This window comes from Streptomyces hirsutus (assembly GCF_001418415.1).
Lineage (GTDB): Bacteria > Actinomycetota > Actinomycetes > Streptomycetales > Streptomycetaceae > Streptomyces > Streptomyces hirsutus.
This window is the reverse complement of the sequence record NZ_LIQT01000483.1, coordinates 1-12,738: the sequence shown is the minus strand read 5'-3', so window position 1 is coordinate 12,738 and position 12,738 is coordinate 1. Positions and strand designations below refer to the sequence as shown.

Here is a 12,738-nt window from a genome sequence, read left to right as displayed (position 1 = left end):
GTTCGGGGCCGGCCGGCACCGGGTGCGTGAGGGGCGCCGCGAGGGTGGCGGGCTCATCGACGGGTTCCTGATCGAGCGGCTCGCCGAGTCCGACTACTCGGGGCCGCTGGCCGCCCTCGCCCAGGTGGTCTCGCCCGAGCCGGTCCTGAGCGAGGAGCTGCTGGGGCTGGCCCGCGCGGTCGCCGACCGGTACGCGGGCAGCCTCGCCGACGTGCTCCAGCTCGCCGTACCGCCGCGCAGCGCACGCGCCGAGCGGCGACCCTCGCCCGACCCGGCGCCGCCGCCCCCGCCCCCCGAGCCGGGCTCCTGGGCCCGGTACGAGCAGGGGCCCGCCTTCCTCCGGTCGCTGGCCGCCGGCGGCGCTCCGCGCGCCGTGTGGAACGCGCTGCCCGGACCGCTCTGGAGCGAGGAGCTGGCCCGCGCGGTCGCGGCGACGCTGGCCTCCGGCCGCGGCGCCCTCGTCGTCCTCCCGGACGGACGGACCGTCGCCCGCCTCGACGCCGCGCTCACCGAGCTCCTGGGCCAGGGGCGGCACGCGGTGCTGACCGCCGACGCCGGGCCCGAGAAGCGGTACGCGCAGTGGCTCGCCGTGCGCCGGGGCTCCGTGCGCGCCGTGATCGGCACCAGGGCGGCCATGTTCGCGCCCGTCCAAAACCTCGGCCTGGTCGCGCTCTGGGACGACGGCGACGACAGCCACAGCGAGCAGCACGCCCCGCAGCCGCACGCGCGTGAGGTACTGCTGCTGCGGGCGGCACAGGACAAGTGCGGTTTCCTGCTGGGCAGCTGGAGCTGCACGGTGGAGGCCGCCCAGCTGGTGGAGACCGGCTGGGCCGGTCCCCTGGTCGCCGGAAGGGACCGGGTACGGGCCGCCGCCCCGCTGGTACGGACCGTCGGGGACGGGGACCTCGCGCGGGACGAGGCCGCCCGCGCCGCCCGGTTGCCGTCGCTCGCCTGGCAGGCCGTCAGGGAGGGGCTGCGGCACGGACCGGTCCTCGTGCAGGTGCCCCGACGCGGTTATGTCCCGCGGATGGCGTGCGCGGGCTGCCGTATCCCGGCACGGTGCCGGCACTGCTCGGGGCCGATGGAGGCACCCGGCGCCGGCGATCTGCGGTGCGGCTGGTGCGGACGGCGCGAGGAGAGCGGCTGGCACTGCCCGGAGTGCGGCGGGTTCCGGCTGCGGGCCCAGGTGGTGGGGGCGCGGCGGACCGCCGAGGAACTGGGCCGGGCCTTCCCCGCCGTGCCGGTGCGCACCTCCGGCCGCGAGCACGTGCTGGACACGGTGCCGGCCGCGCCCTCGCTGGTGGTGAGCACGCCGGGGGCCGAGCCGGTTGCCGAGGGCGGATACGCGGCGGCCCTGCTGCTGGACGGCTGGGCGATGCTGAGCCGGCCCGATCTACGGGCCGGGGAGGACGCGCTGCGCCGCTGGATCGGCGCGGCGGCGCTGGTGCGTCCCCAGGCGGAGGGCGGCACGGTCGTGGTGGTCGCCGAGCCGACCCTGCGGCCCGTGCAGGCGCTGGTGCGGTGGGATCCCGTCGGACACGCGGTACGGGAGCTGGGGGAGCGGGCCGAACTGGGCTTCCCACCGGTGTCGAGGATGGCGGCGGTCTCAGGGCCGGGGGAGGCCGTGGCCGGGTTCCTCCGCGCGGCCGGACTTCCCGGCGAGGCGGAGGTTCTGGGGCCCGTCCCGCTGCCCGTCACCCCCGTGGGCCGTCCGCGGCGGCCCGGCGGCCCGCCGCCCGGGGACCACTGGGAGCGGGCCCTGATCCGGGTACCCCCGGGCCGGGGGACCGCGCTGACCGCCGCTCTGAAGTCCGCCCAGGCGGCCCGTACGGCCCGCGCCGGCGACGAACCGGTGTGGGTGCGGATCGACCCGCCCGACATCGGCTGAGGAGGACGGGCCGGGGGACGGCCGGGGCGAGCATGCCGGAGGAGTGCCGCCCTCCCGGGCGCGGTCGCGTTCGGGAGGACCGAGGGCGGGCGCTCAGCCGTTGCGGGGACCCGGGAAGGTGGTGGGGCCGGGGAAGGTCGCGGGGCGCGGGTCGTCGCGGAAGGACGGGCTGCCCGCCGTCGGCTGGGTCGGCATGGAACGGGCGGCGGGAACCGTCGGCACACCGGAGACCCCCGCACCCACGTTGACCGTGCGCGTTCCCGACGGCTCGGCGGTGTGCTCCGTCTCCGTGGCCTGGTTCTGGGCGGCCGCGGCACGGCGGGCGCCGTAACGACGGTGGACCGCCTGCTTGGTCACGCCGAGCGCGGAGCCCACCGCGTCCCACGAGAAGCCCAGCGAGCGGTCGAAGTCCACGGCCGCGGTGACCAGGGTCTCGACGCTGTCCCGCAGTTCCTGGGCGAGACGGACCGTCGGGGCGGGGGCGCGTCCGTAGACGACGAAGCCCGTGGAGGGGCCGGAGCGGCGCGGGCGGTAGACGTTGCCGAGCTGGGCGGTGAGCGTGCGCAGTGCGTCCACCTGCCGGCGGACCCGCTCGATGTCCCGCACCAGCAAGTGCAGGCTGGCGCGAGCCTGGGCGTCGTGGGTTGCGTGGTCGGCCATGAACAAGCCTCTCGAACCGGCGTTGAAAGGAACGGGCCGCGTCGGAGCGGCCCGGTGTGGTCAACTCTTTCTTGACCAACGCGGATCAGCTCCGTGGGTCACGGGCTGGGGGCGTGGCGATTCCCGCGCACGCCCCTGTGGAGGACTGGGAGCCCAGCCCCAGACTCAGACCCAGCCCTTGGCCCTGGCCCGGAGCCCGTCCGCGGGCCCGTCCCCCGTACCGCGCCCCACTGCCGCGTCCGAACCGCTGGCCGCGTCCGAACCGCTGGCCGTGTGCGAACCGTTGCCCGTGTGCGGCCCGCCGTACTGCTCGCACGCCGCCCGTACGCCCTCGGCCGTCCCCCCATAGACTGGTGCGCTGCCCGCCACGTCCCCGCCCGAGAGGCTCGAATCCACCCCATGAAGCTCGTCTTCGCCGGCACCCCCGAGGTCGCCGTTCCCGCCCTGGACGCTCTTCTCGCCTCGGAGCGGCACGAGGTGGCCGCCGTCGTCACCCGGCCCGACGCGCCGGCCGGGCGGGGCCGCAGGCTGGTGGCCTCTCCGGTCGCCGAGCGGGCGCAGGAGGCCGGGATCGAGGTGCTCAGGCCCGTGAAGCCACGGGACCCGGAGTTCCTCGAGCGGTTGCGCGAGATCGCCCCCGACTGCTGTCCCGTCGTCGCCTACGGAGCCCTGCTGCCCCGGGCCGCCCTCGACATCGCGGACCGGGGCTGGGTCAACCTGCACTTCTCGCTACTGCCCGCCTGGCGCGGGGCGGCACCCGTGCAGCACGCCGTCATGGCGGGCGACGAGATCACCGGCGCGTCCACCTTCCTCATCGAGGAAGGGCTCGACTCGGGGCCGGTCTACGGCACCGTCACCGAGGAGATCCGCCCCACCGACACCAGCGGCGACCTGCTCACCCGGCTCGCCTTCGCCGGCGCCGGACTGCTCGCCGCGACCATGGACGGCATCGAGGACGGCACCCTGAAGGCCGTACCGCAGCCCGCCGACGGGATCACCCTCGCCCCGAAGGTCTCCGTGGAGGACGCCCGCGTCGACTGGAGCGCCCCGGCCCTGCGCGTCGACCGCATCGTGCGCGGCTGCACCCCCGCGCCCGGGGCCTGGACCACCTTCCGGGGCGAGCGGCTCAAGCTCGTCCAGGTCAGGCCCGCCCCCGACCGCACGGATCTCGCGCCCGGCCGGCTGGTCGCGGGCAAGAACAACGTGTACGTCGGCACCGGCTCGCACGCCGTGGAACTGCTGTGGGTGCAGGCCCAGGGCAAGAAGCCGATGCGTGCGGCCGACTGGGCACGCGGTGTACGGATCGGCGCCGAGGAGACCGTCGGCGGCTGACGCCGCGGAACCCCTGTCCCGCGCCCGGCGCCACCGCACCCCGGCCGGGCGCCCGGCGCCTCGCGACCCCGGCCGTCCCGACGACGTACGCTGGACCGCGCACTTCATCCCACACCCGGAGCACCTTTTCGTGAGTGACCAGCCCCGTCGTCCCCGCAAGCCCTACCGCCGGCCCCAGAAGGACCCCGTCCGCATCCTCGCCTTCGAGGCCCTGCGGGCCGTGGACGAGCGGGACGCCTACGCCAACCTCGTTCTGCCGCCACTGCTGCGCAAGGCGCGCGAGGGCGGTGACTTCGACGCCCGGGACGCGGCGCTCGCCACCGAGCTGGTGTACGGAACGCTGCGCCGACAGGGCACGTACGACGCGATCGTCGCCGCCTGCGTCGACCGGCCGTTGCGCGAGGTGGACCCGCCCGTGCTGGACGTGCTGAGCCTCGGGGTACACCAGCTGCTGGGGACCCGGATCCCGACCCACGCCGCCGTGTCCGCCTCCGTCGAGCTGGCGCGCGTGGTGCTCGGCGACGGACGGGCCAAGTTCGTCAACGCCGTGCTGCGCAAGGTCGCGCAGCACGACCTCGACGGCTGGCTGGAGCAGGTCGCGCCGCCGTACGACGAAGACCCCGAGGACCATCTCGCCGTGGTGCACTCGCACCCGCGCTGGGTCGTCTCCGCGCTGTGGGACTCCCTCGGCGGCGGCCGCGCCGGCATCGAGGAACTGCTGCGGGCCGACAACGAGCGGCCCGAGGTCACGCTCGTCGCCCGCCCCGGCCGGGCCACCACCGGGGAACTGCTCGAGGAGGAGGCCGCTCTGCCCGGCCGCTGGTCGCCGTACGCGGTGCGGCTGAGCGAGGGCGGGGAGCCGGGCGCGATCCCGGCCGTGGCGGACGGCAGGGCCGGCGTGCAGGACGAGGGCAGTCAGCTCGTCGCGCTCGCCCTGGCCGGCGCCCCGTTGGACGGGCCCGACCGGATGTGGCTGGACGGCTGCGCCGGTCCCGGTGGCAAGGCCGCGCTGCTCGCCGCGCTCGCCGCCGAGCGCGGTGCCGTCCTGCTGGCCTCCGAGAAGCAGCCGCACCGGGCCGGGCTGGTCGCCAAGGCGCTGGCGGGGAACCCCGGGCCGTACCAGGTCGTCGCCGCCGACGGGACCCGGCCGCCGTGGCGGCCCGGCACCTTCGACCGGGTGCTGGTCGACGTGCCCTGCACCGGCCTCGGCGCCCTGCGGCGGCGCCCCGAGGCGCGCTGGCGGCGCCGGCCGGGAGACCTGGAGGGCTTTGCCCCGCTGCAGCGGGAGCTGCTGCGCACCGCTCTGGAGTCCGTACGGGTCGGCGGTGTCGTCGGCTACGCCACCTGCTCGCCGCACCTGGCGGAGACCCGGGCCGTGGTCGCCGACCTCCTCAAGCAGTTCCCGGCCGCCGAACTCCTCGACGCCCGGCCGCTGCTGCCCGGCGTCCCGGATCTGGGCGAGGGCCCCGACGTCCAGTTGTGGCCGCATGTGCACGGGACCGACGCCATGTATCTGGCACTCATCCGCCGGACCGGCTGACACCCGGCTCCTTTAGAACCGCGTAGAACCGCGCGCCTGCGTGGATCGGCTAGAACCGCGTAGAACCGCGCGCCTGCGTGGATCGGCACAAAGGGCTCCTGCGCCTACGGCTGGGCGCTCACCCCCGTCGACGAGGACCGGCACGAGGTCCTTGTCCGCCGCAGCATCGACGACAGCGAACCTCCTGTCCGAAGCCCGAAGGGGACTCATTCGGGTAGGCCGTCCGGAGGCATCCGGATGGTGATCCGAATGATCAACACGGACGATGGTGCTCGAGTCCCGGCGCAGCACCAGGTCTCCTGGTCCGCTGCGGGGACCGGGCGCTCCGCGACGCCGCCGCGAGGTACGTGCCGCGGGAAGCCGGAAGGGGCTCGCCGGACGGCGCTTCACCCGTGCAGTGCCGCAGTGCCGTAGTGACGGTCGAAGGAGAACCCCGTGGGTCTAGTTGGCATGGGCAGGTGCCTACCGGCGGGGCTCTTCGCGGTCGGCTTGAGGGTGTGTGTTCCGGTCGCGGTCACCGTCAGCGCATGGTGGACGGCCTGCGGAGTCAGGAGATGATCACATGAGGACTCCCCCCGGGGCCGGCGTCGGCTCGCGCCTGCGGGCGCTACTGATCACCACGAACACCGGGCGGTCACCGGCTGCCATGGCATTGATTCTGCTGGTCCTCCTCCCGACGGCGCTGCTGCTGGGTTGGTGGGGCATCGAAGACCTCAGCGAGGCCCTGACCTACACGGGGCGCATCACCGGTGCCATCCTTATTCTGGTCTCGGCCCTCTCGTTGTTGGGTGCTGCCGCGGTCGTGGACCACTGGGGCCGGGGCAACTTCCCCTATTCCGGGATGGTCGCGCTGATCGGCACGGTCGCGGCATTTTTGGCCAACATCATGCTCCTGCTCGAGACATTCAGGGACGGCGATTCCACGCTTTACCGGGTGCTGTTCAGCCTGCTCACGGCGGGTTCCGCATGGGCCGTTGTCACGGTGTGGCGGACATCGGTCGTGATCCCCTCTCCGAAGCGGGTGGCTGCGGCACTGATCGTTTCCTCGGGTCTCGCGGTGGCCAATTTCAGCTACGAGCACCTTTACCAGCCGTCCCAGCGCGGTGTCAGGCCCCTCGTCAAGATCGCCGTGGGAAAGCCTGTGCTGAGTAAGGACCGCAAGGAATTCGCCGTACCGGTCGACATCAGGATCGAGAACCGCAGCGATATGGGCTTTTTCGTGCTCGGCACAGAATTCCACGCCATGGGCGAACGGGTGTCGCTCAGCCAGACGGACCGGCCCCGCGAGCAGTGGCGTGCAGATGCTGAGACGTTCGGTAACTTCCAGGTGCAACACCCGCTCTCCCGAAGGGAGATCTACCAGCCCGGCCAGTTGGTGTTGGCGCAGCCATGGGTGCCTGCCGGATACTGGGTCGAGGCAAACGACGAGTTCGTCACCCAAACGGTTGTGCAACTGCCCATCGACACGCCGTATGACCAGTTGGCGCTCTACGCCTCCGCGTACTTGGCGCGCAAGGACCGGATCGGTCTGGAGCGAATCCAGATGAATGGGTATTCCTGGGGTGGCGGCAAGGTGCCCCAGTGGCTCAAGAAGGATAAGAACCTCGACTCCGTCGTCTACCGCGGCCGGGTGTACGAAAACAATGCGATTGACCGGCATACGATGGACCCCCGCTACGTCACTGTCTATTGGTGGTTCGGCACGCATGGCGCAGGCCTGGCGGGATCCATCATGCGAAACGGAGAGGAAAACCGCATACTATCCGGAGCGGAAATTCGCGAGATGTTGAGCCGGTACGGCTTGGTCACCCCCGAAACGGGTCCAATCAAACGGACGCTCTGGAACATCAAGAACCAGCGATGACCGGCATGGCCGCACGGCGCACGCGGGAGCGCTGGTCCAATCGCTCCAGCCACACCACGAGGGCGAGAGAACTGTTCACACGGTCCCAGGAATAGGAGTCCCCTATGCCGAACTGCGCTTCCCTCACCGCCCGGCACAGCGTCTCGACGTCGAACATCTCCGCGATCAGCGGATGCCTCGCGGAGCGGCAGAGGTCGATGAGTTCGTCGCCGTGTGTCCGCAGGCCGCGTGAGTAGAGCTGGTTGAAGGGGACCTTGACGACCCGGCCGCTGATCCGGGGCGGAAGCAGATCCGCCATCGCCTCGCGCAGTACCGCCTTCGGACGGCCCGGATGGAACGCGGCCTCGGCGGGGAGGCAGCGCATCGTGGCGATGACCTCCGGGTCGAGAAAGGGGTGCGAGAGGAAGAACCCGTCCTGCCGTGCGCGGCGCCAGGACAGCGGGTCAGGAGCGGCGATGTAATTGGCGGCCTCGTAGAGGGACTGTTCGGGCTTGCGCCCGAACACGAAGCGGCTCTCCGCGATGCCGGCCTCACGGTAGCCGTGAGCCCGCGCGAATCCGGAACGCAGCCATCGGGGGCGGGCGAAGTCGCCGAGGCCGCCGAGCACCGTTCCGCGGCGGCGGACGAGCGCTGTGACCCGTTCGGCGGTCAGTGGAAGAGCCGGCTGCACCACGTAGGCGGAGACGATGTCCCACAAGCCCCGCTCGCTGCCCGCGGCCCAGTCACGTGCCTGCCTCGTCATCTGCCGGAGCTGTCCCGTGCGGGCCAGCCTGTGCAGGTGAAGCGGGTTGGCGTCCACCATCGGATCGGCCCCGCAGCCGGTCAGGAGGGTGTCGCAGCCCAGATCCGCCGCAGCGGCATGAAGCCTGCTCCAGAACGGGGCGCGGAAGGCGTGCGCATGAGGCTCGTCCGAGCCTCCCGCGTGGTGCTGGAAGTCGTCGAAGTCGGCCACGTCGTCGGCATCGAGGATCACCGGGCGGGCTGCGGGCGCGTGTCGGCGGATCTCCGCCATCGCCTCGTCCAGATAAGGCTGTTCGGCAGCGAGTTCTCCCCTTCCGAAGCGCCCGGCGAGCAGGACGAGGTCCCCGGTCTGGCCCTGTCCCGCGGCCAGCAGACGTGCCGCGAGCAGCGCGATGCTGGTGGAGTCGGTGCCGCCGGAAACATGGCATGCCGTCATCCTGCCCATACGGCGCCCGACAGCGTTCTCCAATGCGAGGCGCAGGTCCTTCGAGGCCCCGCCGAGGCCGGGTTCGTCCGCTGCCTGTACCGACGGATCGTGGGTCTGACGGACGTGTCGCGGCACCCGACCGCGCATCTGCCCCGTGATCGAAAGTTCCACCACCTCGCCACCGAGTATGCGGTGTACCCCGGCGAAGGGGGTGAGTTCCGAGTGGGGTTGCGCCATGTTCCCGGTCAGGTATCGGCAGAAGTAGCGCCGTTCCAGCTCTGTTCCGTCGCCCAGGTGGCGCGCCGAGGTACTCACCGCGGTGACACGACCACCGGACTCCCTGAAGAACAGGGGGATGCGTGCCTGCTCGTCCCGCATCAGCAGGATGCGGTCGCGGCACACCAGGACGGCCGCGTAGTCGCCGGTCGGCAGAGGCGGTGCCGTTTGCGGACGGCCCCAGTCGTCGAGGAGGCCGCGCGCTCCCGCCACGCGCTCACGGACGGAGCCGACCCAGCCGGCGACCACCGCGGTCCCGGCCCGTGAGGAAACCGTCGTCACGAGTCCCTGCCGCGCCATGGCCCCGGCTGCCCAGAGCTTCGGGACGCCCCCGTCCCACCCGAGGCGGAGTGCTTCCACGTCACTGCCCTCCGCCGCCGACCGAGAGGACCGGCGCGAACGCGTGCCCGCGCGGATCGGCGTTGGGGATGCACAGGCCGGCCGAAGACGTCCAGGCGTGCAGGGCGAACGGGTGCTCGCGCACACCGACGTGAAGTACGGCCTTCAGGCCGCGCCGCCGCAGCAGCACGAAAGCCGTCACGGCCTCGGCCTTGCAGTCGGCGTTGACGAACCAGCTTCTGCGACCGTGTGATTGCACTGCCCGTTTCAGCCGTTCGACGTCCTCCGTGGCGGCGGGGTCCGCACGGGCGTAATCCGGGGCTGCCAAGGACAGGAGCCGAAGGGCGCGCCCGAATCCCATGGTCCGGATCAGCAGGTGCACTCCGCGCAGCCAGAGCCCGATCGCGACGTCCGACTGCTGCCTCCGGCGGGCCGTCGCACACCCGGCGCGGATGAGACCGGCAACGATTTCGGCGCGTTCCTCGGAGAGCCCATCAGCGAACTTCCGGATGTCCGCCGTCGCCACTCCAAGAAAACGCGTCCGCCGCCAGTCCGCGATCAGCGCTCCGTCGGACATTCTGGTGACACGGCAATGCGGTGACAGGATCCGCGTCATGGCCACCAGGGCATCGGTGTCCTCTGCCACCGCACCTCCTCCAAGGTCGGCCTGACACCGTGCCCGCGGCGGACCCGGTCCGACGGGGGACGGTGTCAGGAGTGGTACCCGTGACCGTCGTAGAAGCCGCCGCTGAAGCCCCGGATCAGACGGCCGTTGCCGAGAAGGACGAGCCCATGCGGCATATGACGCCGCAGCAGTCGGAGAAACATCGCCTACCTCCAGGATCAGGTGGCATTGGTAATATTTAGGCTACTCTGCGCAGGATGTCCCGCAACCGGACTGTCGGCACCCGCGCCGCGAAGCACGAGTGATTCGCGGCACTGCCTTGGCCGTTGTTCCGGAGTCACCCCCGGCCGCGGACGTCGTGGGGCCCTGCGGATGCTGATAAACCATCCGGCCCTGGTCGCGCGGCGTGTCGGTCTTCGTGCGGGACGGTAAATCGTTCGGTGTAACTCCTGATCAAAGAAGACGCATCGATGACCAGTGGGAACGGGAACGAGGCCGAGTCCATCGAGGCGGCTGAGCCACCGTCGGCGAGGGCGGGCTGCTGCAGCAACCGACGAAGCGGCTGCTGGAGTCCGCCCTGGAGGGCGAGATCACCCTGTGACGAGCCGTCATGTCACATTGTGGAGAGCCCGGATGCCTGGGTGTCAGCTCCCGATGGGGCGAGGTGAAAATCTGGCCAGCAGGTAGGGGAGGCGTAATGGATCCGCTCCTGCACTCGGCATCCCGAGGCTTGGCGCCGCTGGTTTTCCGCGTTCCATGCCCCGGCAGCACCACTCGACGTGTCGCCACGGGATGGGCCAAGACCGTGGGACGGATCGGGTTGGCCAGCAGTTGAGACGCGCGTATCCGCCCGGTTCGGACGACCGCGGTTGGCCACAAGAAGGGGGAACCTACACCTCCGCTTCGCGCACCGCGCCGGCGCCGTCCTCGCGGGCGAGCCGGTGCGGCCACCACACCCTGGGGCCCACGTCCAGGAACAGGGACGTGACCAGCACCGACCGCACGACGAAGGTGTCCAGCAGCACGCCGAGGGCGACCGCGAAGCCGATCTCGGCGAAGGCGACCATGGGCAGGGTGCCGAGCGCGGCGAAGGTGCCTGCCAGGACCAGGCCCGCGGAGGTGATGACGGTGCCCGTGGTGGCGAGCCCGGTGACCACGCCCCGCCGGGTGCCGCGCAGGCCCGCCTCCTCGCGGATCCGGGTGGTCAGGAAGATGTTGTAGTCGATGCCCAGGGCCACCAGGAAGACGAAGACGAACAGCGGGAAGTCCGTCGACTCGCCCGCGTAGTCGAACACGTACCGGAAGGCCAGGGCGCTGAGGCCGAGCGCCGCGGCGAACGACAGGATCACCGTCCCGATGAGCAGCAGCGGGGCGATCAGGGCCCGGAGCAGGGCGCAGAGGATCAGCAGGACGACGAGCAGCACCAGCGGAATGATCACCAGATTGTCGTGCGTGGTCGCTCGGTCCATGTCCAGCAGCGCCGCCGTTCCGCCGCCCACCTGCGCGTCCGCGTCCGGCACCGCGTGCACGGCGTCCCGGACCCGCTCCACGGTCTCCTTCGCCGCCTCGCTGTCCGCGGGGGCGGTCATGGTCGCCTCGAACAGCACCATGTCCCCGACATGCGGTCTGCTGCCCGGAGGCAGGCCCGGGGACCCGGGCACGACGCCCTCCGTCGAGGAGACCGCTCGGCGCAGTTCGCCGGCCCGGGCCCGGTCGCCGACGACGACCAGCGGATCACCGCTGCCCGCCGGGAAGTGACGTGCGGAGATCTCCTGCCCCACGATCGAGTCGGGCTTCCCGGTGAACGCGTCCGCGTTGCCGATGCCCTCGGCGCGCAGCTGGACCAGGCCCAGCGAACAGACCACCAGCACCGCCGCCGTCACGCCCCAGACCATGCGCGGACCGCGGGCGATCCGGCGCCCCATGCGCGCCCACACGCCCCGCTCGGTCGGGTCGGGCGAGCCGTGGCGCGGGATCACCGGCCAGAAGATCCACCGGCCGAAGACGACCAGCAGCGCCGGGCAGAGGCTCATCATGGCCGGCAGGGCCACCGCGACACCGATTGCGGCGACCGGGCCGAGGCCACTGGTGGAGTTCATCTCCGCGACCAGCAGCACCAGCATGCTCAGCACGACGGTCGCGCCCGAGGCCAGCACCGCGGGGCCCGCCCGGTGCAGGGCCCGGGCCATCGCCCGGTGCCGGTCCTCGTGCCGGCGCAGTTCCTCCCGGTAGCGGGCGACCAGCAGCAGCGCGTAGTCGGTGCCCGCGCCGAAGACCAGCACGGTGAGGATGCCGGCGCTCTGCCCGTTGACGGTCAGGCCGGTGTGCTCGGCCAGTAGATAGATCAACGCCTGCGCGGTGAACAGGGCACAGATCACCGACAGCAGCGGGACCAGCAGGAGGGTGGGGCTGCGGTAGGTGAACAGCAGCATGACGACGACCACGCCCATCGCGGCGAACAGCAGCGTCGAGTCGATGCCCTCGAACGCCTCGGCGAAGTCCGCCGACGTGCCGCCCGGCCCCGTGATGTGCACGGCGAGCCCGCCGTTGCTCCCGCCGGCCTCGTCCCGCAGGGAGTCGACGGCGGGAGCGATCCGCTGCCAGCCCTGTTCGTCCATCGTGATCGGTACGAGGATCCGCGCCGCCCGCGGATCGGTCTCCCGGTCGTAGACCGGGCCCCGGGTCTCGGCACCCCGGATGCCGTGGCCGGACAGCTGCCTCAGCCGCGCCGCGTCCTCGGTGATCCGTTCCCGGTCGGCGGCCGTCAGACCGCTCTCGCGCGCGTAGACCACGATCGCGGGGATCTGCTCGGGCCGGAAGTCCTCGGAGCTCTCCAGGACCTGCGTGGACTCCGCGGACCCCGGCAGCCAGGACGCCGCTTCGTTGTCCTGGGCGTCGGTCAGCTTCTGCGCCAGGGGCGCCGCCAGGAACAGCACCACCAGCCACAGCGCCAGGACCAGCCACTTGGCACGGCGTCCGCAGACCAGATGCCCGATGCCGCGTTTCCCGTACTCCCCGCCGGAACCGTACTCCCCGCCGGAACCGT

Annotated in this window: 8 protein-coding genes and 1 pseudogene; 5 read left to right on the top strand and 4 right to left on the bottom strand. The window is 72.0% G+C overall.

The genetic code is table 11. The features are described 5' to 3' along the window. Positions 1-1,888, top strand: a 1,888-nt coding sequence (locus AOK11_RS31670) for a primosomal protein N' (protein WP_055597133.1), incomplete at its 5' end; no start/stop codon positions are given. Positions 1,889-1,981: 93 nt separating this feature from the next. Here the strand turns inward: AOK11_RS31670 and AOK11_RS31665 are convergent. After that, positions 1,982-2,548 (bottom strand): hypothetical protein, encoded by a 567-nt coding sequence (locus AOK11_RS31665; RefSeq protein WP_055597130.1) that lies wholly within the window; start codon positions 2,546-2,548, stop codon positions 1,982-1,984. A 399-nt stretch (positions 2,549-2,947) separates the two neighbouring features. Here AOK11_RS31665 and fmt point away from each other — a divergent pair, with 399 nt between their 5' ends. The 3 genes from fmt to AOK11_RS31645 all read left to right on the top strand — a co-directional run bounded on the left by fmt (position 2,948) and on the right by AOK11_RS31645 (position 7,284). After that, complete coding sequence (gene fmt / locus AOK11_RS31655) at positions 2,948-3,880, top strand: methionyl-tRNA formyltransferase (protein WP_055597128.1); 933 nt, start codon at positions 2,948-2,950, stop codon at positions 3,878-3,880. Between the two features lie 130 nt (positions 3,881-4,010). Then, entirely contained in the window at positions 4,011-5,420 is a 1,410-nt protein-coding gene (locus AOK11_RS31650) for an RsmB/NOP family class I SAM-dependent RNA methyltransferase (protein ID WP_055597127.1), read from the top strand. A 562-nt stretch (positions 5,421-5,982) separates the two neighbouring features. After that, on the top strand, positions 5,983-7,284 hold the full coding sequence (locus AOK11_RS31645; RefSeq protein ID WP_079035213.1) for a hypothetical protein: 1,302 nt from the start codon (positions 5,983-5,985) through the stop codon (positions 7,282-7,284). Here the strand turns inward: AOK11_RS31645 and AOK11_RS31640 are convergent. Together AOK11_RS31640 and AOK11_RS40935 are read right to left on the bottom strand one after the other, a co-directional pair. Continuing rightward, positions 7,268-9,088, bottom strand: a complete 1,821-nt coding sequence (locus AOK11_RS31640; protein ID WP_055597126.1) for an asparagine synthase-related protein — start codon at positions 9,086-9,088, stop codon at positions 7,268-7,270. The two genes, AOK11_RS31645 and AOK11_RS31640, sit on opposite strands and share 17 nt — an antisense overlap. A gap of 1 nt (position 9,089) precedes the next feature. Continuing rightward, on the bottom strand, positions 9,090-9,713 hold the full coding sequence (locus tag AOK11_RS40935) for a lasso peptide biosynthesis B2 protein (protein WP_240497564.1): 624 nt from the start codon (positions 9,711-9,713) through the stop codon (positions 9,090-9,092). 445 nt (positions 9,714-10,158) lie between these two features. Here AOK11_RS40935 and AOK11_RS46905 point away from each other — a divergent pair. Then, positions 10,159-10,287 (top strand): annotated as a pseudogene (locus AOK11_RS46905) (IS256 family transposase); the annotation flags it as partial. A 295-nt stretch (positions 10,288-10,582) separates the two neighbouring features. On the opposite strand, the gene AOK11_RS31630 reads toward AOK11_RS46905, so the two are convergent. Next, the gene (locus AOK11_RS31630) at positions 10,583-12,688 is read right to left on the bottom strand and encodes an MMPL family transporter (protein WP_063793551.1); all 2,106 of its coding nucleotides are present in this window, start codon (positions 12,686-12,688) and stop codon (positions 10,583-10,585) included. Positions 12,689-12,738: the final 50 nt, after the last annotated feature.